At 61.4% G+C, this 21,821-nt stretch carries 16 protein-coding genes and 4 pseudogenes; 9 read left to right on the top strand and 11 right to left on the bottom strand.

What is annotated here, in order from left to right; translation table 11 throughout:
• The first annotated feature begins 418 nt into the window (after window positions 1–418).
• The 4 genes from ACQVLG_RS22630 (at window position 419) to ACQVLG_RS22615 (ending at window position 2,797) form a co-directional block, all read left to right on the top strand.
• On the top strand, window positions 419–1,153 hold the full coding sequence (locus ACQVLG_RS22630) for a helix-turn-helix transcriptional regulator (protein WP_474291080.1): 735 nt from the start codon (window positions 419–421) through the stop codon (window positions 1,151–1,153).
• A 180-nt stretch (window positions 1,154–1,333) separates the two neighbouring features.
• Window positions 1,334–1,783, top strand: coding sequence for a hypothetical protein (locus ACQVLG_RS22625; RefSeq protein WP_474291079.1), 450 nt, complete (start codon window positions 1,334–1,336; stop codon window positions 1,781–1,783).
• A 33-nt stretch (window positions 1,784–1,816) separates the two neighbouring features.
• Window positions 1,817–2,209 carry a hypothetical protein gene (locus ACQVLG_RS22620; protein WP_474291078.1) on the top strand — a complete coding sequence of 131 codons (393 nt, stop codon included), beginning with the start codon at window positions 1,817–1,819 and terminating at the stop codon, window positions 2,207–2,209.
• 63 nt (window positions 2,210–2,272) lie between these two features.
• Window positions 2,273–2,797 carry a hypothetical protein gene (locus ACQVLG_RS22615; protein WP_474291077.1) on the top strand — a complete coding sequence of 175 codons (525 nt, stop codon included), beginning with the start codon at window positions 2,273–2,275 and terminating at the stop codon, window positions 2,795–2,797.
• Window positions 2,798–2,823: 26 nt separating this feature from the next.
• On the opposite strand, the gene ACQVLG_RS22610 is transcribed toward ACQVLG_RS22615, so the two are convergent.
• On the bottom strand, window positions 2,824–3,279 hold the full coding sequence (locus ACQVLG_RS22610; RefSeq protein ID WP_046685140.1) for a tellurite resistance TerB family protein: 456 nt from the start codon (window positions 3,277–3,279) through the stop codon (window positions 2,824–2,826).
• Between the two features lie 359 nt (window positions 3,280–3,638).
• Here ACQVLG_RS22610 and ACQVLG_RS22605 point away from each other — a divergent pair, with 359 nt between their 5' ends.
• Together ACQVLG_RS22605 and ACQVLG_RS22600 are read left to right on the top strand one after the other, a co-directional pair.
• Complete coding sequence (locus ACQVLG_RS22605; RefSeq protein ID WP_474291076.1) at window positions 3,639–4,445, top strand: lipid II flippase Amj family protein; 807 nt, start codon at window positions 3,639–3,641, stop codon at window positions 4,443–4,445.
• A 64-nt stretch (window positions 4,446–4,509) separates the two neighbouring features.
• The gene (locus ACQVLG_RS22600) at window positions 4,510–5,307 is read left to right on the top strand and encodes a type II toxin-antitoxin system death-on-curing family toxin (protein WP_474291075.1); all 798 of its coding nucleotides are present in this window, start codon (window positions 4,510–4,512) and stop codon (window positions 5,305–5,307) included.
• 94 nt (window positions 5,308–5,401) lie between these two features.
• Here ACQVLG_RS22600 and ACQVLG_RS22595 read toward each other — a convergent pair whose 3' ends face one another.
• From ACQVLG_RS22595 to ACQVLG_RS22585, 3 genes and pseudogenes are all read right to left on the bottom strand, one after another.
• Window positions 5,402–5,704: a cyclic-phosphate processing receiver domain-containing protein gene (locus ACQVLG_RS22595; RefSeq protein ID WP_474295766.1), complete on the bottom strand. Its 303-nt coding sequence runs from the start codon at window positions 5,702–5,704 to the stop codon at window positions 5,402–5,404.
• 219 nt (window positions 5,705–5,923) lie between these two features.
• Window positions 5,924–9,968: pseudogene (gene purL, locus ACQVLG_RS22590) on the bottom strand (phosphoribosylformylglycinamidine synthase).
• 199 nt (window positions 9,969–10,167) lie between these two features.
• Window positions 10,168–11,232 (bottom strand): GGDEF domain-containing protein, encoded by a 1,065-nt coding sequence (locus ACQVLG_RS22585; RefSeq protein ID WP_474291074.1) that lies wholly within the window; start codon window positions 11,230–11,232, stop codon window positions 10,168–10,170.
• Window positions 11,233–11,579: 347 nt separating this feature from the next.
• On the opposite strand from ACQVLG_RS22585, the gene ACQVLG_RS22580 reads away from it, so the two are divergent.
• Both ACQVLG_RS22580 and ACQVLG_RS22575 read left to right on the top strand, forming a co-directional pair.
• On the top strand, window positions 11,580–12,926 hold the full coding sequence (locus tag ACQVLG_RS22580; RefSeq protein ID WP_474291073.1) for a response regulator: 1,347 nt from the start codon (window positions 11,580–11,582) through the stop codon (window positions 12,924–12,926).
• On the top strand, window positions 12,890–13,207 hold the full coding sequence (locus tag ACQVLG_RS22575) for a hypothetical protein (RefSeq protein ID WP_474291072.1): 318 nt from the start codon (window positions 12,890–12,892) through the stop codon (window positions 13,205–13,207). Before ACQVLG_RS22580 ends, ACQVLG_RS22575 begins: the two co-directional genes overlap by 37 nt.
• 222 nt (window positions 13,208–13,429) lie before the next feature.
• Here the strand turns inward: ACQVLG_RS22575 and ACQVLG_RS22570 are convergent, their stop codons facing one another.
• The 3 genes from ACQVLG_RS22570 to ACQVLG_RS22560 all read right to left on the bottom strand — a co-directional run bounded on the left by ACQVLG_RS22570 (window position 13,430) and on the right by ACQVLG_RS22560 (window position 15,506).
• Window positions 13,430–14,524, bottom strand: coding sequence for a S41 family peptidase (locus tag ACQVLG_RS22570; RefSeq protein ID WP_474291071.1), 1,095 nt, complete (start codon window positions 14,522–14,524; stop codon window positions 13,430–13,432).
• Between the two features lie 121 nt (window positions 14,525–14,645).
• Entirely contained in the window at window positions 14,646–15,128 is a 483-nt protein-coding gene (locus tag ACQVLG_RS22565) for a MarR family winged helix-turn-helix transcriptional regulator (RefSeq protein ID WP_474291069.1), read from the bottom strand.
• 75 nt (window positions 15,129–15,203) lie between these two features.
• Window positions 15,204–15,506: an HNH endonuclease gene (locus ACQVLG_RS22560; RefSeq protein WP_474291068.1), complete on the bottom strand. Its 303-nt coding sequence runs from the start codon at window positions 15,504–15,506 to the stop codon at window positions 15,204–15,206.
• A 251-nt stretch (window positions 15,507–15,757) separates the two neighbouring features.
• Here ACQVLG_RS22560 and ACQVLG_RS22555 point away from each other — a divergent pair.
• A pseudogene (locus ACQVLG_RS22555) lies at window positions 15,758–17,208 on the top strand (serine hydrolase).
• A gap of 36 nt (window positions 17,209–17,244) precedes the next feature.
• Here the strand turns inward: ACQVLG_RS22555 and ACQVLG_RS22550 are convergent.
• The 4 genes and pseudogenes from ACQVLG_RS22550 to ACQVLG_RS22535 all read right to left on the bottom strand — a co-directional run bounded on the left by ACQVLG_RS22550 (window position 17,245) and on the right by ACQVLG_RS22535 (window position 21,688).
• Entirely contained in the window at window positions 17,245–17,895 is a 651-nt protein-coding gene (locus ACQVLG_RS22550) for a TetR/AcrR family transcriptional regulator (protein ID WP_474291067.1), read from the bottom strand.
• An 11-nt stretch (window positions 17,896–17,906) separates the two neighbouring features.
• Window positions 17,907–18,824 carry an outer membrane protein assembly factor BamB family protein gene (locus ACQVLG_RS22545; protein WP_474291066.1) on the bottom strand — a complete coding sequence of 306 codons (918 nt, stop codon included), beginning with the start codon at window positions 18,822–18,824 and terminating at the stop codon, window positions 17,907–17,909.
• Window positions 18,825–18,918: 94 nt separating this feature from the next.
• Window positions 18,919–19,893, bottom strand: a pseudogene (locus tag ACQVLG_RS22540) (PQQ-binding-like beta-propeller repeat protein); the annotation flags it as partial.
• Between the two features lie 749 nt (window positions 19,894–20,642).
• Window positions 20,643–21,688 (bottom strand): annotated as a pseudogene (locus tag ACQVLG_RS22535) (NAD(P)-dependent alcohol dehydrogenase).
• Window positions 21,689–21,821: the final 133 nt, after the last annotated feature.

Here is a 21,821-nt window from a genome sequence, read left to right as displayed (position 1 = left end):
GTTAAGGGAAAGTGTCAAGCTCCTGTCCGAAATGCAACGGCGTGCTTTGACAACGAAAACCGTTGCGTTGCTGGAACTTGAATTCTGTCCGCGAGAAGCGGTCTCATCGAAAAAATACTGCTGGCCATATGACTTCCTCGATCAGCATGGCATGCGACTCCCGCCCCATGCCATGAGTTTATATTTTTGACAATTTTTTATTGTATCGGGGAATGTTTAATCCGGGAGCACGATTGCATCGGCGGCGCCGCATTGCGGTGGGGCAGCGTTTGTACTATCTTGATAGTTGCCCAGGACAGATGGCTGCGACCAGCCCCTCCCCACAAAGGCGGGGCGGATCGCCGCGCAAGACCGCCCTTACCCAGTTCCGCACCTGCACGCCTGCGGCACACTGATGTCATCAGGATTGGGGGCAAGCATGGACACAGGTACGGCAACGGCGGATGTGGGCAAACTGATCGCCGCCATGTACGACTCGGCCTGCGGCGCGGGCGACTGGCCGCAGCTCGACAGCGCTGGCCTGAGCGGCCAGCAATGGCAGGAACTGCTGCCGCATCTGCAACGCGCGCTGTGCCTGCAGCAGCGCCTGCGCGAGGCGCAGCTGGCCAGCCACTGCGCGCTGGCGGCGCTCGACGCCATGGGCGCCGCCGTGCTGGTGCTCGATGCCAACCTCGCGCTGCGCTTCGCCACCCCCGCCGGACATGCGCTGCATGCGGCGCAACTGGAACACGCCGCCCCGCCCGCCCTGGTGCGCGCCGTGCGCCTGGTGATCGCCGGCGCCGGTGGCGCGGCACAATGCCAGTCGCTGCGCCTGGCGCGCAGGCAGCAAGCGCCGCTGGCCCTGACCGTCACCGCGCTTGCCGATTGCCAGCCCACGTGCGCACTGCTGATCGCGCGCGACCCCACAAAAACGTGCACGTCCGTCCCGGCCTTGCGGCAGCTGTTTGACTTGACGCAAGCCGAAGCGCAAGTGGGCAAGGCGCTGGCGCAAGGGGCCACCATCGAGGAAATCGCCGCGCGCGGCGGCATCAGCGTCAACACCGTCAAGACGCACCTGCACCACACCTATTTAAAGACGGATACGCGGCGCCAGGGCGAGCTGATCGCCCTGATCCACGGCGCAACGGCGCACCTGGCCATCCTCGATGCCTGAGTCCGTGTCATCCGATCGGATGATGCGCGGTGCATATTGCCTGACTACACTGGCAAGACCGGCAGGCCGCGCCTTGTCATAGTGACAGCAGCACGCGCGGACGAGCCGGTTCGGTTTCCCTGGCAAGCACATCGCCGCGCCGGCAGCGGACGGCACCACAATTCAAGGATGGGTAAAAAAATGAAAACATGGATCCTCGCCGGCACCCTGGGCGTCTGCGCCCTGCTGGCAAATGCGCAAACGCTCCCCGACAGCCAGACCGTCGTCGTTCCAGGCGGACGCCTGCAGACGATCGAACTGCCGGCACACAAACATTTCATGAGTGCGGAAACGTTTGCCCCGTTCCGCGGCGGCTATGAGCTGTCGAACGGACAAGTGCTCTACCTGCGCAATGCGGGCAACATCGGCGCCATCATGTATGCACGCATCGATGACCAGGAAGAACACCAGATCGTCGCCAGCGGCAGCAACAGCTTCGTGGCGCTCGACCAGCAACTGGCCATGCGCATCGACCTGCGCGACGATGGCAGCGTGGGCGGCGAAGTACGGATGGTCGTGCCGGCCGAAAAAATGGCCAGCGGCGGCATCGTGCCTGCCCACGTGCAAAGCATGAGCCTGGCATCGCGCTAGGGCGGCAAACCGCATGCCGCATGGGTGGCAGCCATGAGCAAGCAGTATTCCGTGCAACAGCAAAACGCCCTGACCCAGGCCGCCATCAAGCAGACGGCGGCCTGGTGGCGCGCCCGCCCCTTGCCGGACGCCTTGCGCCAGTGCGCGGCCAGCCATGGCGTGGCGCTTGAGGCGGCCCTCATGCTCGACCTGCAACTGGCCTGGCCCGGCATGCCCGCCGTCTACGGCAAGCTGCTGAGCGCCGACGGCCACTTCATTCATTTCGAGATGGATCTGGACGACAAGCTGCGCCCCCTGCCCGGCAGCGTGGCGTGGGACGACATCAGCGCCGGCTACGACCTGGCCGCACACAAGCGCGGCACGGGCGTGGGCTATGGGGTGTTGTGCAAGAAAGTGCTGCAGGAATTGAATCGCGGCGCGTCCTAGCGGAGCCGCCGCCTTCGCATGCTATGATCGGCGCCCCGTTCATGAGACAAATGGCAACGCCCCATGCAGCATCCATCCGGCAGTCAATCCCGATCCCTGCTGCGCCGCGGCCTGCGCCTGCTGGCCTGGCCCCTGCTGGCCCTGGTCAGCGCCGCCTGCACCAGCACCACGCGCCATCCTGCCAGCGAGCCCACGCCAGTCATCCTGCGCTTTACCTATGACGATGGCAAGCCGATGCGGCATGACGATTACCTGGCCCAGGCGCGCCAGCAAACGTATATCAAACGCTGCAGCAAGATAGGCAGCACCACTGTCTGCGACGTCGGCTCGGATGCACTGTTCACGGGCGGCGACGCCCCGCTGGACGCCAACGGCGAAGTGCGCGTCACCCTGCACTCGACCGGCCCGATCGGCAACAATCCGACCAGTCTTTGCATCAAGGGCAAAGGCTACGTCTTTGATTCCGGCGACTGGAAACGCGGTCCCTTCAGCCCCGGCCAGGTGATCGAAATCCGCTACAGGATCAGCGAAGTGGACATGGCGTGCCCGTGGTCGTCGGGCACGCCGCCGTGGTGGGACAAGAGTTAAGCCAGCCGGAGCCGGCTGGCCCGGCTTTACTGCAACTCGAACTCCGCCGGAGTCAAGCCCAGCTCGCGCGCGATCTTGCTGGCCACGCGCTGCTCGTTGGCGTCGAAATTGCCGTCCGACGAAGCGACGGCGATGATCATGCGCACCAGCAGGCGCGACGCCTCCACATTCGACTTCATCTTGCCCAGCGCCTGATAGGCCTTGGCTTCGCCGATATCCTTGTCGAATTCCAGCTGGCCGACATATTCCTGGAAAGCCTTGATGACATCGCTGGTGGTAAACACCGATAGCGCGTCATTGCTTTCAATAAACTTCACCATCTTCTGCTTCTCTTCCGCACTGACGCTGCCGTCGGCCATGGCGATCAGGGCCGAGCCCGCCATCGCGGCGTTCAGGAAATCCTTGTTCTTGTACTTCAAGGCCTCGGTTTTCAGTTCGCTTGCCTTGGTCTTCAGTTTGGACAAAAAGGAATCGAAACTCATGGTGTACCTCCGGGATGGTGTGGGTGCGGCAGCGCTCTACGTTGCCACTCCCACCCAACTGAGGGCGCATGCCTGAATTGCAAGCGGCGGGAACAAGCCTTGCCTCCGATGAAAGCATGGCAAAACCCAGAGCAAGGGCCGGGGTCAGTCACTTCGTGATCGTAATGTCCCCCATTGGGGGACATTACCCCTGTAGGGTCTGCCCCCAGTTTCTGCCTTGGGGTGAAAGACAGCCGACTGCCTACAAACACACAAAACACCACGAAACCCAATTAACACGAAAATTAACTTCTTTGCAGTTGAAAAATAAGTAACTTCATGGCAGCATGGAATTACATTTTCTTTACTGCAAGGTTGTGATGGACAAGCAATTGCTGTTGGTTTGCGCACTGACGTTCATCATCCACCTCATCGGCACCCTAGCCTACTCCGTGCGCATCGCCGGCATCCGCACCCGGCGCATCGCCGTCTCGCTGGCCCTGTTCAGCATTCTGATGCTGCTGTCGCGCACGTCGAACTCCTTCCTCGGGCCATTCCTGGCCAAGCGCGTGGAAACGGGCATCGACCAGCATGTTGCCGCCGGCACGCTATTGCTGGACTTCCGCTGGCTGCTGTGCTCCGCCAGCCTGGCGACGCTACTGGGCGCCATCCTGATCCCCACCTTCCAGCGCGCCTTTTGCCGCGCCGTCGAGCATTTCCAGGTACACAGGTCGGTGCCGAAACTGCTGCTGCACGCCGTCTTCAAGGGCGGCTTGTCCTACCTCAAGACCTCCGCCAGCCTGCCCAAGCCCGCCAACGTCACGGGCCTGCGCCAAAAATCCGGCGTATCTATTTCCATGACAGCCATGAACGTCATCGCCACGGCCCTGTGGACGGTAGGCGTCTTCGCGGCGTTGTACGCAGGCGTGCTCGACCCCAGCGTGCGCGTCACCTCCAGCACGCTTTCATCAATCATCAACGGCGGCGCCACCATCATGATGGCCGTCTTCATCGACCCGCACATGTCGGGCATGACGGATGACGTCATCGAAGGAAAGATCGAAGAATCGCAGTTCAGACGGGCGGTGGTATGGCTGGTGGGGAGCAGATTGGCGGGGACGCTGATTGCGCAGTTTTTGCTGGTGCCGTCGGCGGTGGTGATTGTGGGGGTGGCGACAAAACTGTAGGAAGTTAAATTTATTAAAAAAATATTTAAAAAAATACAAATTAAAATCTAAAAAGACTTATATCATGATTTCAATGCTAGGAACTGAGGATGTAAAAACCATCCATGAGATTTTAACTGCTGATTTTGAACTTGCGGAAGACCCCATTAGTCCTTCCGGAATAAAATCAGAACACCTATTGGAGTCAGCAATTTCCAGACAGCACACAGGATTTGGAAATAAAATGAAGTATGATTCTGCAATATTAAATGCAGCATCACTTACCTATGGAATTTGTTCCAACCACCCCTTTCACAACGGAAACAAAAGAACGAGTTTGGTAGCTATGCTATGCCACCTAGATAAGAATGATTTGACATTCAAAGAAGATGTCTCACATTCCGAACTTTATCAATTTATGTTGGATATCGCGAGTCATCGCTTTTCCACTACAACAGTCAAAGGGGCGACAGATGTATCCGATGGAGAGGTTCAACAGATGGCCCAATGGATGAGAAAAAGAACGCGACGTGTAGAAAATGGCGAACGCTTAGTAACCTTTAGAGAACTAAGGACCATACTGCAAGCGCACGGCTACCACCTCGAGGATCTACATAACAATACCGTTGATGTAGTAAAGTATGAAGAAAAAAGTACTTGGCTAGGTTTAAGAACTGAGAAGAAGAGAGTTAGAGTTATGCGTATGTCCTATCCAAGTGACGGACAAGTTGTTGGACGAGGATTACTCAGAGATCTCCGCAAGCGCTGCGAACTTTCAGAACGAGAAGGAATTGATAGCAAAATATTCTATACGAAATCCTTGCCTACAGATCATTTTGTCATCAGCTATCGTGGTACGCTACGCCGTTTAGCTCGAGTCTAAAAATTATGAACAAAAAATTTACCACAATAGCGCACCAGACAGCTACTATGCGCATAAGACATCTATTATCAATGCAAAATTTCATCTAGAGACTTTAAACCACTCTGTCTTCGAACAGTTTTTCAATGGATTGAATGCCTGCCACCATTTTCACACGCGCTGACAAGTTTGCAGAATGCACAATTATTTTCGGTGGAATAAATCCTCTCAGAGCAACTGCCTCTTCAATCCAAAGTATTACATCATATCCTGTACCACGAACCTCATCTCCAAGATCATGATCTAGACTAAGTTCTTCAACCTGCCCCGTCTCCAAAAGATCAAAAACTTCGTCTGGCCAGTAGGTTCGTACCCACCCACTTGGCGTAACGCGCAAGTCATCCAAAAATACCTTCATAATTTTCACCTGATCAATACCAGAATCATACTTCAAGTAGAAATACACTTTTCAATCATTGCTCATAATTTCAAAATATGCAATGCAATTTAAGATCTTCATTAGCTAAAATCAAAAATCATTTTTAAACAAAAAGCCGCTGTCTCCCGACAGCGGCTTTCTCATTCCTACCCCAGCAACAGCGTCCAGAACCAGAACGCTGCCCTGCAAGCAACCTAATTACCCCACAAACTTCCGTGCATTCCTGAACATGCGCATCCACGGCGAATCCTCGCCCCATGCTTCAGGGTGATACGACTGCTGGACGCTGCGGAACACGCGCTCCGCGTGCGGCATTAACACTGTAAAGCGGCCGTCTGGCGTGGTGACGGAGGTGATGCCTTCCGGCGAGCCGTTCGGGTTGTATGGATACGCTTCCGTGGCGGCGCCCTTGTTGTCGACGAAGCGCATGGCTTTGGTGACCTGGGTGATGTCGCCCGTTTGCGAGAAGTCGGCGTAGCCTTCGCCGTGGGCGATGGCGATGCCGGCCTGGGTGCCGGCCATGCCGTTGAAGAAGATCGATGGGGAATCCATCACTTCGACCATGGCAAAGCGGCCTTCGAATTTCTCCGACTTGTTGCGCGTGAATTTCGGCCAGGCGTGGGCGCCGGGGATGATCGATTTCAGGTTGCTCATCATCTGGCAGCCGTTGCAGATACCCAAACCAAAACTGTCCGTGCGGTTGAAGAAGCGCGCGAACTGTTCCGCCAGGCTGGCGTTGAACAGAATCGTCTTCGCCCAGCCTTCGCCCGCGCCCAGCACGTCGCCGTACGAGAAGCCGCCCACGGCGATGACGCCCTGGAAGTCGTCCAGCTTCACGCGGCCCGCGATCAGGTCGCTCATGTGCACGTCGACGGCCGTGAAGCCTGCCTGGTGCATCACGTAGGCCGTCTCGATGTGCGAGTTGACGCCCTGCTCGCGCAGGATGGCGACACGCGGACGCACGCCGGTGGCGATGAATGGCGCGGCGATGTTGTCGTTCTGGTCAAACGTGACGATCGGCGACATGCCCGGGTCTTGCACGTCCAGCAGGCGGTCGTATTCGGCGTCCGCGCAGGCCGGATTGTCGCGCAGGCGGGCGATGCGCCAGCTCGTTTCGCTCCACAGGCGGTGCAGGTCCGCGCGCGGCTGGGTGTAGACCAGCTTGGCGTCGCGCGTGAATTCGATGACGTCGCGGTCGTTCAATTTGCCGATGATATGGCTGCAGGCGCCCAGGTTGAAGGTGCGCAGCACGTCCATGACGAGCGACTTCTCTTCCGCGCGCACCTGGATCACGGCGCCCAGCTCTTCGCTGAACAAGGCCCGCAGGGTCAGTTCGTTGCGGCGTTCCGCTACCTGGCCCGTCCAGTTCTTGGCGTCGCCCCAGTCGCTCGAATGCTCGCCTTCCATGGTCAGCATGTCCAGGTTGACGGACATGCCCGTATGGCCGGCGAAGGCCATTTCCGTCAGGGTGGCGTACAGGCCGCCGTCCGAACGGTCATGGTAGGCCAGCAGCTTGTCGTCGCTGTTGAGCTTTTGGATGGCGGCGAAGAAGCCTTTCAGGTCTTCCGCGCTGTCCACGTCCGGCGTCTCGTTGCCCAGCTGCCCCATGACTTGCGCCAGGGCCGAGGCGCCAGGCGGTTCTTGCCGCGGCCCAGGTCGATCAAGATCAAGGACGTGTCGCCCTGGTCCGTCTTCAGCTGCGGCGTGAGCGACTTGCGCACGTCCGTCACTGGCGCGAACGAGGAAACGATCAGCGATACCGGCGAGGTGACGGATTTCGCCGCGCCCGTGCCCTCGTCTTTCCACGTCGTGCGCATCGACAGCGAATCCTTGCCGACGGGGATGCTGATGCCCAGCGCCGGGCACAGGTCCATGCCGACGGCTTTCACCGTGTCGTACAGGGCCGCGTCCTGGCCAGGCTGGCCGCAGGCGGCCATCCAGTTGGCGGACAGCTTGATGTCGGAAATGTCGGCAATCGCGGCGGCGGCGATGTTGGTGACGGCTTCGCCCACGGCCATGCGGCCGGAAGCTGCCGCGTCGATGACGGCCAGCGGCGTGCGTTCGCCCATGGCCATCGCTTCGCCCAGATAACCTTCGAAACTCATGGTGGTGACGGCGCAATCGGCCACCGGCACTTGCCATGGTCCCACCATCTGGTCGCGCACGGTCATGCCGCCCACGCTGCGGTCGCCGATGGTGATCAGGAACGATTTGTCGGCCACGGTCGGCAGCAGCAGCACTTTTTGCGCTACATCAACCAGGTCCATGCCCGTCAGGTCAATCGCCGGGAAATCGTTGGCCACGTGGACCACGTCGCGCTGCATCTTCGGCGGCTTGCCCAGCAAGACGTCCATCGGCATGTCGACCGGCTCGTTACCGAGTTCCGGATCGATCAGTTTCAGTTGACGCTCTTCGGTGGCCACGCCCACGGCGGCGAACAGGCAGCGTTCGCGTTCGCACATGGCTTTGAATAATGGCAGGCTTTCCGGCGCGATGGCCAGGACGTAGCGTTCCTGCGACTCATTGCTCCAGATTTCCTTCGGCGCCATGCCCGATTCTTCCAGCGGGATCTTGCGCAGGTCGAAAATCGCGCCGCGCTTGGCGTCGTTGGTGATTTCCGGGAAAGCGTTCGACAAGCCGCCCGCACCCACGTCGTGGATGGAGATGATCGGGTTGTCCGCGCCCATTTGCCAGCAGGCGTTGATGACTTCCTGGGCACGGCGTTCCATTTCCGGATTGCCGCGCTGGACGGAGTCGAAGTCCAGGTCGGCCGTGTTGCTGCCGGTGGTCATCGACGAGGCGGCGCTGCCGCCCATGCCGATGCGCATGCCCGGGCCACCGAGCTGCACCAGCAGGCTGCCGACGGGGATGTCGTTCTTGTGCGTGTGCTGCGCCGAGATATTGCCGATGCCGCCCGCGATCATGATGGGCTTGTGGTAGCCGAACACGGCGTCTTTGTCCGTGCCCACGTTCTGCTCATACGTGCGGAAGTAGCCGCCCAGTACAGGACGGCCGAATTCGTTCGAGAACGCGGCGCCGCCCAGCGGGCCTTCGATCATGATCTGCAGCGGCGACGCGATGCGCTCCGGCTTGCCGTATTGATCTGCATCATCTGCATCAATGCGCGAGGCAGCGGCGCCGTCACGGAAGCGGCCGTTTCCCAGCTGCGCACGGCGTCCGGCAGCGACAAATTCGATACGGTGAAACCGGTCAGGCCAGCCTTCGGCTTGGCGCCGCGGCCCGTCGCGCCTTCGTCGCGGATTTCGCCGCCCGCGCCCGTGGAGGCGCCAGGGAATGGGGAAATGGCCGTCGGGTGGTTATGCGTTTCCACCTTCATCAGCGTGTGCGTCAGTTCCGTCGAAGCCGCGTATTCGTGGCTGGCGCCGCGCGGGTAGAAGCGCGACACGGTGGCGCCTTCCATGATGGACGAGTTGTCGCTGTAGGCGACGACGGTGCCCTTCGGCTGCAGTTCATGCGTATTCTTGATCATGCCGAACAGCGACTTGGGCTGCGCCACGCCGTCGATGGTCCAGTCGGCGTTGAAGATCTTGTGGCGGCAATGCTCGCTGTTCGCCTGCGCGAACATCATCAGTTCCACGTCCGTCGGGTTGCGGCCGGCCTTGGTGAAGGCGGCGTCCAGGTAGTCGATTTCGTCTTCCGACATCGCCAGGCCCAGTTCCGTGTTCGCCGTTTCCAGCGCGCGCTTGCCCTGCCCCAGCAAGTCGATCGATTCCAGCGGACGCGCTTCCAGGGTGCGGAACAGGTCCTTGGCGTCGTCGGCGCTGCGCAGCACGGATTCCGTCATGCGGTCGTGCAGCAGGTCGGCCACGGCCTGTACTTGCTCGTCCGACAATTTCCCGGCGCCAATGGCGCTGCCCAGGATGCCCGATTTCAGGTTGATGCGGAAAGCGACGCCGCGTTCGACGCGCTTGATGTGCGCCATGCCGCAGTTGTGCGCGATGTCGGTGGCTTTCGAAGCCCACGGCGAAATCGTGCCGAAACGGGGGATGACGAAGAATTCTTCGGCAGCGCCTTCCGTATTGTCAGCGTGGGCCGGCTCGCCGTACGTCAGCAAGGCGCCAAGGCGCGTGCTGTCGTCGTTGCTGAGAGGCGCGCTGGCATCGATGAAATGGACATAGCGTGCTTGTACGGCAACAATCGCAGGCGAGACGGCTTGCAGTTGGCTTAACAGACGGTGGCTACGGAAATGGGACAGGGCATTGGAACCCGGCAGTATCAACATGATTGGAAGGTGGTTGATGCAGCGTGGCTGCGGGTTAAAGGTAGGTATGACAATATCTTTCGTACGGCAAATTTCCTTTGCGCGCATTATACCCGTTTTACCCCTGCTTTATGACCGGAACTTATGGCTTCCGGGCCATTTTGCCCCTGAAACCGGCAGTTTTTGCCAACTTGCAACAACCAGCCCGCGCGAGCGAGCATCAGGCGATCACGTAGCGGTTCTTGCCTTGCCGCTTGGCCAGGTACAGCGCTTCGTCGGCCAGCCGGTAGCTGTGGCCCAGTTCCCTGCCCCGGTCCAGCTCGGCCACGCCCACGCTGATCGAGACGAATTGTGCCGTATGGAAAGCCTGGCTGACGGCCTCGACCAGGGCGCCGGCAAAGGCGCCCGCATCCTCGCGGCTGCCCGCGTAGACGATGCCGAATTCCTCGCCGCCCAGGCGCCCGCACAGATGGCCTTGCGCCTTGCCGGCGATGATGGCGGCCGTGCGCACCAGCACCTCGTCGCCCGCGTCGTGGCCCTGCTGGTCGTTGATGATCTTGAAATCGTCGATATCGATCATCAGGAAGTGCAGCATGCCGCCCTGCGGCGCGCCATGCATCTGCTGGGCGCGCTGCGTGAACATGCGGCGGTTGCTCAAGCCCGTCAGGCTGTCCTGGAAGGCCAGCCGCGTCAATTCCACCTTGGAGTGATAGTTGCGTAAACGCAATAGGCTGAAACTGACATTCAGCGCCAGTCCGAACAGCACGCTGACGGCGATCATCAGCGGCGCCCACGACTGGTCGGGCAAGCCCGCATTCACGGGATACAGGCCGTGGCCCACGTTCCACCACACGCCGGCCACCACGGCCAGGTAGCTGAGGCCGCCGTTGAAGATGGAAGCGATGGCCAGGGTCATGAAGACGCCCACGGGCAAGACCCAGAAGCTGGCGTGATCGATGGCGTCGGCCATGGTGCGCAAGCCAAAAGTGAGGGTCAGCACGGCGCAGGCACCCGTAATGGTCAGCACGGGCAAGGTGGTGCAGCGGTAGCGCACCACCAGGCTCGTCAACATGCCCAGCAGCGCCAGCACGGCGTGCGCCTGGTTCGGATGATACGGCGCCGGCATCAGCAGCCAGGTCAGGCTGAAGGCGATGATGCCCAGCAACTGCGTGACCATGCCGACCCGGTGCAATTCCGCGAAATACGTGTGCTGCTGTTCGCTGTTGCCGCCGAATGCCAGGGGGACGGCGATGCGCCGCAGGGAGGAAAGGTCAGGAATGCGCATACGGGTATCGACACCAGAAAGAAGAAAGCGCCCGGTACAGCCTTGCGCATGCCTGGCCGCGGGATTGCGCGGCATCCAACATTAGTTGTAATTAGGATACTATCATGCTAGTCAACTATTTGCTGAATTATGCGGCGCCGGCACCCGCGCGCAGGCTGGCGGCACCATGAAATACAACGCCGGGCGCCAGCGGAGGCACATGACGCCCTGCCCCGCGCCCGATTGCATGCATTTTGCTGGCAGTGTCGCCCGGCTTTGCAGTATGCTGATAAAAAATATTGCCGCCAGGCAGATACATATAAGAAGAGTTCCCGCAAATGACCGAACAGATGAACGAGAGCTGAACAATGCCAGAAACTAGCGACTTATCTGTCCTGATCGTCGACCCGAACCCCAGCATGCGGGGCAATCTGCACAATATGCTGAACCAGGCGGCCATCACCAAGGTGGAATATGCCGTCAATTCCGGCACGGCCATCCGCTTGCTGACGAAGAAACCGTTCGACATCATCCTGTGCGAATACGACCTTGGCAGCGGCACGGACGGCCAGGATGGCCAGCAATTGCTGGAAGACTTGCGCCATCACAAGCTGATCGGCCTGTGGACGATCTTCATCATGCTGACCTCGGAAGCCATCCACAGCAAGGTGATCAGTGCGGCCGAGCTGACCCCGTCCGACTACATATTGAAACCGTTCACCGTCGACGTGCTGAGCGGGCGCATCGCCCGCGCCATTGAGCGGCGCGCCATTTTCCTGCCCACCTATCAGCTGATCGACAAGGGCGACTTGCGCGAAGCCGTGAAAAGCTGCCGCGCGGCCGAACTGCAGCACCCGCGCCTGGCCGCCGATTTCGCCCGCCTGCGCGCCGAACTGCACCTCGCCCTGGACGAATGGAAGGAAGCGGAACAGCTGTACGCCGACATGCTGGCCACGCGGCCCATGGCCTGGGCCCACCTGGGCCTGGCGCGCACCCTGTTCGAACAGCAGCGCCACGAAGAAGCGCAGGACGCGCTGCTGGAACTGGTGGAAGCCTATCCCCGCTTCATGGCCGCCTACGACTTGCTGGCGCAAAACCATGAAGCCATGGGCCAGCAGGTGCAGGCCAAGAAAATCCTCGAGGACGCCGTGGCCATTTCACCGCACATGGTGCGCCGCTTGCGCCACCTGGGCGGCATCGCCTACGACACGGGCGACATCGGCGCGGCCGAACGGGCATATAAACAGGTGGTGACGAAGGCGAAGTATTCCGAATTCCGCGACCCGGAAGACCACGTCAACCTGGTCAGAACGCTGGTAAAAAAGGGCGATGCGCCGCAGGCGAGCGGCGTGCTGCGCGACATGGAGCGCTCGCTGCGCGGCGGCGCCAACGTGGAAGCGTGCCGCGCCATCTCGGCCGCCATGCTGCATGAATTGTCGGGCAACGACATCGCCGCCGCCACCGAACTGCAGCTGGCCGCCGCCGCCCTGGACGACGCGCGCGGCCTGTCGACCCAGCTCAAGGTGGGCCTCGTGCAAAGCTGCCTGAAGAACAACCTGGAACAGGCCGCGTCCGAGGTCATGATGAAGCTCGTCAACGAGGCCGACAGCGACGTGACGATGGAAGCGGCCGTGGACGTGTGTTTGAAAAAGCGGGACGGCATGATCTGGCGCAAGGCATGGGCCAGCAGATCACGCACCAGGTGCAGGAACTGATGCAGGATGCGGCCAGCAAGTCGGAAAGCGGCGAGCTCAAGGGGGCAGTCTTCGTGCTGCGCCAGGCCCTGCGCAAGACGCCGGGCAACCTGCCCGTGCTGTTCGCCTCCGTCGAGGCCATTTTGCGCCAGCTCAACATGCTGGGCTGGGAAGCCCCGCTGGCCGAACAGGCGCAGCACCAGATGCAAGTGATCCGCAAAATCGACCCCAGGCATCCGCAGCTGGAGTCCTTGAAGCAGCAGTATGAGGCCACGCAGCACAAGTATGGTATTGCTACTTGATTTGAGGGACGCACTGCAAACCTGCTGCGCAGCCCACTCTCGGGTCGGCGTTGCTCACCGTACTAAAGTACGGCTGCGCTACTCAACCCGACATTGGGCTTGCTCGCTACGGTTTTCAGAGGCGTCGTGACGTGCGTTGGCGTCAAAAACGCGCAGGTCAGTCACGCAGGTCGGATTAGCGAGCGGCGCGCGCTTCTTCGCGGGCACGTTCGGTGGCTTGTATCAACGCTCCCCTCTGAGCGTGTAGACCGGCTTGTCGGACTCCCCTTTTTCCGCCATTGCCAGCACGCGCTGCAGTTCCTGGCGCTCGTTGCCCTCCTTGGCCGATGACACCAGCGTGCGCAGGATGGCGACATGCGCCGCCTGCAGCGCCTGCGCCGCGGGCACGGCGATGTCCGGTTTCACGCCGACGTGCTCCCAATTGGTTTTGGTGACGGCATTGGTCGCGCGCGCGGTCGGGATCGAGACGATGATGTCCTGCCCCAGGTTGTACCAGCTCACGGGATTGGAGCCGCCGCCCGTGGTTTCCCCGACCAACGTGCCGCGCTTCTGCGCCTGGATGCCATACGAGAAATCCTCTCCGGCGGAAAACGTGCGGGCCGAGGTCAGCACGTACACGGGCTTGTCGTAACGCTGTGCGACCGTCTTCACGGTCCAGAACTGCCGCGTCGTATCGGTCGGGCGATCGTACATGTCGATCAGGTGACGCTCGTCGCCGAGCGGGAAGAAATGACTCATCAGGTAAGCCACGCTGGCCGGGCTGCCGCCGCCGTTGCGGCGCAGGTCGAGGATCAGCGCATCCGTTCCCGCCATGAGCGACATCGCCGCCGTGTACGCCGCGGCGACGTATTCCGGGCCGCCGAAGCCGCGCAGCTCGATGTAGCCGACGTTGCCGGGAAGGCGTTCGATCTTCTCGATGTCATAGCCGCGCCGCGCGGTTTGCTCGCGCCATTCGTCCATCTTGGCGCGGCTGGGCAGTTCGGCGGTGCCACTGCGCTCGCGCAAACCTGGATAAACCGCCGTGCCGAAATGCAAGTCAGCGCTCAATTCGCGCAAGTCCTGCGCCAGCGCCGCACTGAACGCCTTCACGTTGGCGGCGCTCGCATAGCCGCCTTCGGCATTTTTCCTGGCGATCGCACTGCCGACCCGTTCAGCCACCGCAGGCTCGATGTAATTCGCGTTCATTTTCGTGACCAGCGTCTGCACGATCGCAGCGCGAGCGGACGCGTTCAACGGCGTGTCCTCCGCCGCGAAGGCATGCAACGACAACAAGGTGCCCAATACGGCTGCTGCGACAAACTTCTTTCTGCCTGACATACATTCCTCCAGGTTGGACTACGAAGCTACGAAACGTTTGATAGCTGTGGAAAAAAAATGTGCGCAATGCGCCCCCGCCTGGGAACGTCATCGAATCGGCGTTCAGTCAGGCGTGCTTGCATCATTCGGGGGTTTCGTCAGGGTGCCGCCGCAAATTGGCGTCGCGGATGCGCGCGCCGAAGGAGCGCGTCTCGAGTACGGCGATCGCCTGTTCGAGGCAGGCGGACAAGGGAAACGCCAGTTCCGCATCGAGGCTGTCGGCCGCGGATTTGGTCGCCTGCCAGCACACGCGCAGGCGCGGCAGCAGCGTTTCGCCATCGGCGCTGAGGCGCACCACGCGCTGCCGGCCGTCCGCGCCGCCGGCGGCCACCGTCAACAGGCCCTTTTTCACCATCAAGGCCACCGTCTGCGTGGCGGCCGGCTGCGTGAGGCCGGCCACGGCCGCCAGCTCGCCGATGGTGGCGCTTGGCTGCTCGGCCAGCACGCGCATCACCGGCGTGTAGCGCGGCCGGTAATCGAGCCCCGCTTCCACATAGGCTTGCTCGACCGCGCCGTCCAGCAGTTCGATGAGATGTCGTAATTGTGTGCCGAGTCCAGGTTTCATGGAACCATGGTAGCACTATTTACATAAGGACTTATCTAAAATTATTCTATTTTGAAAACTTTTGATTCGCGATTGTCAGCGCGGCAATTTGTACCGTACCAGCAGCGTAGGCCCCTTCCCGCCGGCTGGCGTCAGCAGTATCTCGTCACCGGGCTGCATCTCTTCATACATCACCGTGCAACAGGTCGGCATCGAGTGGCCGCGCGCCGGATACACGCCAACGTCGGTGTGCAGGTTCGCAGCGCGCACGTCCACGCTGGTCTTGCCGGCCTTTCCCTCTTCTTGCAGCAGTTTGCGCAATGCGGTGACGAAGTCCCCTTTACTGAGCCTGGCAGGTGCCTGGCTGGCGGGCGGGCGCGCGGTTGCGTCGTTTTTCATGGCAGTTTCTTTCAGTGTATACATTCCCGCCACTATATCATCCGCCCCTTGGCGGCATCACGTTAACATAGCGGCCAGAAGCTGCCCTACGCAATTGCGCAATAGACCCACGCCATATATCTGGCCAGTGTGCGTTCTGCACCTCTTTTCGGGCGGTCCGTCGCATGCCTGTCAAGCGGTGAAAAATCACAGCGTATTGTTAAGCCTTTATCATGAGCGGCGGGTAGCACGCTGCCAAACAAGGGGAAACAATGCAAAAGAAGATAGGTCTGATAGCTGCGCTCGTATTCGCCTTGAGCGCCGCTGTCAATGTCAAGGCAAGCACGCTTGACGAACTCGTTCGCGCTTACGCTCAACAGCGCGACTTTAGCGGGGTCGTGCTGGTCGCGCGCGATGGCCAGCCCATCTACCAGGCCGCTTTTGGCATCGCGCAGCCGGCCTGGAAGGTAGCCGTCACCGACGATAGCGTCTTTCGTATCGGTTCGCTCAGCAAGCCGCTCACTGCGACCCTGGTCATGCGGCTCGCGGAGCTTGGCCGTATCAACCTCGATGAAACCGTCGGCATCTACCTCCCGGCGGCGTATGCAGGTACTGCCGCAGGGAAAATAACGGTGCGACAACTGCTGGCGCATACGTCCGGCCTGGCCGATCTGCCATCCCGCTACACCGATCCATTCTGGAGCAAGGACGCGCGCCGTCATTACACGCCCAAAGAATTCGCAAACGAATGGATTCCTGGCGCACTGGCAAGCGAACCCGGGACCTGGCGCTACAACAACAACGGCTATTACTTGCTCGGAATGATAGTTGAAGCGGCCACCGGGAAAAGCTATGCCGAGAATATGAACAATATGTCTTTGCGCCGGCGGGCATGCAGGACAGCGGCGTCTTCGATGGCCGCGCAATTATCGCGAAACTTGCACAGGGAACCGTGCAGACCGACGATGGCACGCGCGTGATGCCCCCCTATATCGATCCATCCGTATCTTATTCCGCGGCCGGCCTGTATGCGACGGCGCTCGACCTGGTGCGCTTTGACGCTGCGCTGGCCGGCGGCCGCCTGCTCAAGCAGACGTCCCAGCGCGAAATGTTCACCAACAGGGGCAAGGGCTATGGTTACGGCTGGGAGGTCGAGGACTGGGCCGTACGAAAAGATACGCCACTTCCCGTTGTCCTGCATACGGGAAGCGTCCCTGGCTACCAGAGCATATTTGTGCGCTCGCTATCCGATCAGGTGGCGATCGTCATTCTTGACAATGCCTGGCAGGGAGCGACGGTGGTCGCGATGGCAAGAGACATTGCGGACCTTGTGCACGGCAAGCCGGTGGCCTTGCCGCGACGCAGCCTGCAGGCTGCCCTCAGTCCCATCTTGTTTCGCGAGGGCCTGGATGCAATGCGTGCCGCCTACCTCCGCCTGGGAGCACGCGAGTCCGCAACATACGATGTGAGCGAATCCGCACTCAACGCTTTTGGCTATAGCCTGTTGCGCAAGAACCAGCCGGAAGCTGCCATCCAGGTCTTCCGCTGGAATGCGGCAGCCTATCCCCTTAGCCATAACGTCCACGACAGCCTGGCTGAAGCCCTGCTTGCATCGGGAGACCGCGAAGGCGCCCGCGCCGGCTATGCCAGGGTATTGGCCCTGGATCCAGGCAACCGCCACGCGACTGAAGAACTGGAAAAGCTCCGGCGCACAAATCCCTGAGACCACCGGCCAACAGACTATTCCCGGATTACGGCCCTATCGGGCCGACTCCGCCTTGCGTTCCACCCGCGCCACCACCAGCTCGATCAGCTCCGCAATCAAGGGCCGGAACGTGGCGGCATCGCCGCCCTGTCCCAGCATGACGGTGCGCGTGGTCAGGTGCGAAAAGACGGCGTCGAACAGGATTTGCGGCAGGTTGGAAAGCGCGGTGTCGGGCGCGATACGGCCATGGGCGCGCTGCTGCTCCAGCAGGCGCAATATCAATGCGTGCCACACTTGCGGGCCGTGTTCGTACCAGGTCTGGCCCACGGCCGGCACGGCGGCCGCACCCGTGACGACGAGGCGATAAAAGTCTACGTGGCGGGGGCTGGTGACGACAGCCACCAGTTCATCGAGGATCAGCTGCAAGCCCTGTTCCAGGCCGACCTGCGACGTATCGAGCCGGCGCAGCGCGATGATGAAGTCGGCGCACAGGTATTCCACCACGGCCACCAGCAGTTCCTGCTTGCTGCCGAAATAACGGTAGGCCGTGGCTTTCGAGCCGCCCGCCTCGGCCACGATGGCGTCCATGCTGACGCCGTCATAGCCGGAGGCGAGGAAGAGGTCCGCCGCCGCCACCAGCAGCTTGCGCCGCCGCTCCTCGCTTCGGGTACTCGGGGAAGCTGGAACGGTGCGCAACTGGGGCATGAAGCAAACTCTTACTGTGTCCTGGGAAGCGCGTATGCTATCACGTAATCTCCCCGGTCCGGGCTCTGGCGGGCGCCGCCCGCCACCACCACCACGTACTGGCGGCCCGACGTGGGCGACACATACGTCATCGGCGTGCCTTGCGAACCGACGGGCATGCGCGCCTTCCATACTTCGCGGCCGGTGGCGATATCCATGGCACGCAGATAATAATCCTGCGTGCCCGCATAAAACACCAGGCCCGACGCCGTGCTCACGCCGCCGCCCAGGGTGGGCATGCCCAGCGGGATGGGCAGGCGCGCGCGCACGCCGTTAATGACGGCGTCCTGCACCGTGCCAGCCGGACGCTCCCACACTTTGGTGCGCGTTTTCAGGTCGATGGCGGCGAACACGCCCCACGGCGGGCTTTGGCACGGTATGCCCAGCGGCGAATTGAAGGCCTTGTGGTCGATGACGAAGGGCGTGCCATCCATCGGATAGGTGCTGCCCACGCCGTGGCCAGCCGTCAGCTTGGCCACGTCCACGGTGTCGCGCGGCACCAGCCTGACCACTTGCGGCATGCGGATATCGTTGACGAACATATAGCCATTGCTTTCATCGACGGCCGCGCCGCCCCAGTTGAAGCCGCCGTAGTAGCCCGGATAGATCAAGGTTTCGCGGGTGCTCGGCGCCGTGAACTCGCCCTGGTAATTGAGCTTGCGGAAGCTGATGCGGCACGCCAGCTGGTCGAAGAAGGTGGCGCCCCACATGTCGCGCTCCGTCAGCGTTTCCGCGCCGAGGGCCGGCATGCCGGTCGAATATGGCTGCGTTTTGGCCACCCAGTCGCCGGCCGCGTGCTCCTGCGGCACGGCTTTTTCCGTGACTTCGGCGATCGGCTTGCCCGTGCGGCGGTCCAGCATGAATATCTGGCCCCGCTTGGTCAGCTGCACCAGCGCGGGAATCTTGCCGCCCTTGCCGTGGGACGTCGTACAGGGCCGGCTGCGCAGCCACGTCGTAATCCCAGATATCGTGGTGGACGGTTTGATACGTCCAGCGCTCGCGGCCCGTGGCCATGTCGAGGGCGACGATGGCCGACGAATACTTCTCCGTCAGCGGCGGACGCTTGCCGCCCCAGAAATCGGGCTGCTCGTTCCCCGTCGGCAGGTAGACCAGGCCCAGTGCATCATCAAAAGCGGGCGCCGACCACATGTTCGGCGTGCTGCGCGTGTAGGTCTGCCCTTCCGGCGGCAGCTTGGTGATGGCGGGATTGCCGAGGTCCCAGGCCCATACCAGTTCGCCCGTATCGGCGCTGTAGGCACGCACGACGCCGGACGGTTCGTCGGTGGAGCGGCCGTCGAAGACCCAGCCGCCCAGGATGATCAGGTTGCGCGCCACCGTCGGCGCGGACGTGTAGGCGTAGTACGGCACGTTCATCTTGACCTTGCCCAGGCCGACGGTGAGGTCGACGGAACCCTTGTCGCCGAAGCCTTCGCACTGCTTGCCCGTCTGCGCGTCGATCTGAATCAGGCGCGCATCCATGGTCACTTGCACGATGCGCCTGGCGCAGGCGCCCGCTTGCGGCGCGCCGGCCGCCTGCATGCCCTCGAACTGGAACGGCTTTGTCACTTTCGCCGGCTCGTAGTAGCCCACGCCGCGGCAGCGGTTCCACGTTTTGGTATTGACCGGCTTGGGATCGAAGATCCAGCGCTGCTTGCCCGTGTCCGCGTCGAGCGCGATGACCTTGCTGGTCGGCGTACACGTATAGATGGTATCGCCGATCTGCAGCGGCGTGTTTTGCGATTCGGACGCGCCTTCAGCCAGTTCGCCCGAGCGGTAGGTCCACGCCACTTGCAGCTGGTCGACGTTGGCCTTGTCGATCTGCGTGTACGGCGCGAAGCGCGTGCCCTTCGGCCCATTTGCATAATGCGCCCAATTGGCGCTGCCGTCATTGATCGCCGTCACGGCATCCTGCTGCGGCTGCGTCGTCGCGTCCGTCACGCCGCCATGCGGCTTGAACATCGAGGCGAAACCAGCTGCCAGCACGACGGCGAACAGGGCCGCGAAACCGCGCGACTGCCCATTGTGCCTGCGACCGGCCAGCCACGGATGCAGCACGGCGGCCACCAGGCCGATGACGAGGAAGGGCGCCAGGCGCGGCACCATGGGCCAGAAAGCGAAGCCGGTTTCCCACACGGCCCAGACCAGGGTGGCAACAACCAGCACCGCGATGACGGCACTGGCCAGCGGTTTGCGGCGCCAATACAGCACGCCGGCCAATAGCAAGCCGAGACCTGCCAGCAGGTAGTACCAGGAACCGCCGAGGGTAATGAGTTCGATGCCGCCCGCCGCCAGGGCCAGGCCGGAAAAGCCAAGAAAGATACCGAAAACCGTCAGGGCAAGCCGCTTGCCCCTGAAGACCGCCGGGATCGCCGGCGCGCCTTTATTTACTGAAGTGTCCATTTTTTATCCATGACGCCTCCCCTGCCCAGGCCAACACGCCGGGGATGGCTGATTTTTTAAATCTACGCAGTGAAACTGTACTGTACGGTTTCATTTTATGCCGATTTTTGACGCAAGGAAAGAAAAATTGATGCAGGAGCTTGATTTTTGGCGGGAATGGGGAAAGTCTGGCGAACCGAATCCGGTCCTGGCTTTTCGGGTAGCGTTCATGGAACGCTCGAAAAAGGCCCAGGGCTAGGCGCCGCGTCGAAGACAGTACGAATGTACGGCGAGACGCGGCAACAACGCCCTGGGCTTTTTCTCGAGCGTTACAAAGAGGCCATATCGATGACGAAGCGATAGCGCACATCGCTCTTGACCACGCGCTCGAACGCCTCATTGATATCCTGGATGCGGATGATCTCGATGTCCGACACGATATTGTGCTTGCCGCAGAAATCCAGCATTTCCTGGGTTTCCTTGATCGAGCCGATCATGGAGCCGGACAGGCTGCGGCGCGCGCCCACCAGGCCGAAGGCGTTCACGGGCGGCACGGCGCCGTCCGGGATGCCGACGATGACCATGTTGCCGTCCACTTTCAGCAGGTTGATGTACTGGTTCCAGTCGATGGAAGCGCCCACGGTGCAGATGATCAGATCAAACGTGCCGGCCAGTTTGCTGAACGTTTCCGCGTCATTGGTGGCGTAGTAGTGGTCGGCGCCCAGGCGCAGGCCGTCTTCGCGCTTCGACAGGGTCTGGCTCAGCACCGTCACTTCGGCGCCCATGGCGTGGGCGATTTTGACGCCCATGTGGCCCAGGCCGCCCATGCCCAGGATGGCGACCTGCTTGCCAGGACCTGCCTTCCAGTGGTTCAGCGGCGAATACAGGGTGATGCCGGCGCACAGCAGCGGCGCGGCGGCGTCCAGCGGCAGGTTGTCGGGAATCGACAGCACATAGCCTTCCTTGACGACGATGCTGTCCGAGTAGCCGCCCTGCGTGGCCGTCTTGCCGTCCGCTTCCAGGCCGTTGTAGGTCTGGATCGGCCTGGCATGTACTGTTCCAGATCCACGTTGCGCGTCTTGCAGGTGGTGCAGGAATCGACGAAGCAGCCCACGCCCACGTGGTCGCCCACCTTGAACTTGCTCACATTGGCGCCGACGGCCGTGACGACGCCGGCGATTTCATGGCCGGGCACCATGGGGAAGGCGGCGCCGCCCCATTCGTCGCGCGCCTGGTGGATGTCGGAATGGCACACGCCGCAGTATTTGATCGAGATGGCCACGTCGTCTTCGCGCGGGGCGCGGCGCTCGAACGTGAATGGTTGCAGTGCGGAAGTCGGGCCGAATGCGGCGTAGCCTTTGGCGATGGTGGTCATGAAAACTCCTGTATCTATAGGTGTGTGGCGGGGAACGCGTGCCGTGCATGCGATTGCACAAGTGTGCCCCAGATGCCCGGTGTCCGTTACCGCGATCCTGCAAGACCTTTGCACGATCCTCCAAATCTGCGTA

The organism is Janthinobacterium sp. TPC_1, assembly GCF_056037845.1.
The sequence above is the reverse complement of the archived record's forward strand: the minus strand, read 5'-3'. Positions and strand labels throughout refer to the sequence as shown.

Excerpts from the sequence above, each read along its gene's own strand:
- ACQVLG_RS22605 (WP_474291076.1), top strand. The coding sequence starts at position 3,639 with ATGGACAAGCAATTGCTGTTGGTTTGCGCACTGACGTTCATCATCCAC.
- ACQVLG_RS22585 (WP_474291074.1), bottom strand. The coding sequence starts at position 11,232 with ATGCGCATTCCTGACCTTTCCTCCCTGCGGCGCATCGCCGTCCCCCTG.
- ACQVLG_RS22580 (WP_474291073.1), top strand. The coding sequence starts at position 11,580 with ATGCCAGAAACTAGCGACTTATCTGTCCTGATCGTCGACCCGAACCCC.
- ACQVLG_RS22620 (WP_474291078.1), top strand. The coding sequence starts at position 1,817 with ATGAGCAAGCAGTATTCCGTGCAACAGCAAAACGCCCTGACCCAGGCC.
- ACQVLG_RS22600 (WP_474291075.1), top strand. The coding sequence starts at position 4,510 with ATGATTTCAATGCTAGGAACTGAGGATGTAAAAACCATCCATGAGATT.
- ACQVLG_RS22595 (WP_474295766.1), bottom strand. The coding sequence starts at position 5,704 with ATGAAGGTATTTTTGGATGACTTGCGCGTTACGCCAAGTGGGTGGGTA.
- ACQVLG_RS22615 (WP_474291077.1), top strand. The coding sequence starts at position 2,273 with ATGCAGCATCCATCCGGCAGTCAATCCCGATCCCTGCTGCGCCGCGGC.
- ACQVLG_RS22625 (WP_474291079.1), top strand. The coding sequence starts at position 1,334 with ATGAAAACATGGATCCTCGCCGGCACCCTGGGCGTCTGCGCCCTGCTG.
- ACQVLG_RS22630 (WP_474291080.1), top strand. The coding sequence starts at position 419 with ATGGACACAGGTACGGCAACGGCGGATGTGGGCAAACTGATCGCCGCC.
- ACQVLG_RS22550 (WP_474291067.1), bottom strand. The coding sequence starts at position 17,895 with ATGCCCCAGTTGCGCACCGTTCCAGCTTCCCCGAGTACCCGAAGCGAG.
- ACQVLG_RS22560 (WP_474291068.1), bottom strand. The coding sequence starts at position 15,506 with ATGAAAAACGACGCAACCGCGCGCCCGCCCGCCAGCCAGGCACCTGCC.
- ACQVLG_RS22575 (WP_474291072.1), top strand. The coding sequence starts at position 12,890 with ATGGGCCAGCAGATCACGCACCAGGTGCAGGAACTGATGCAGGATGCG.
- ACQVLG_RS22610 (WP_046685140.1), bottom strand. The coding sequence starts at position 3,279 with ATGAGTTTCGATTCCTTTTTGTCCAAACTGAAGACCAAGGCAAGCGAA.
- ACQVLG_RS22565 (WP_474291069.1), bottom strand. The coding sequence starts at position 15,128 with ATGAAACCTGGACTCGGCACACAATTACGACATCTCATCGAACTGCTG.
- ACQVLG_RS22570 (WP_474291071.1), bottom strand. The coding sequence starts at position 14,524 with ATGTCAGGCAGAAAGAAGTTTGTCGCAGCAGCCGTATTGGGCACCTTG.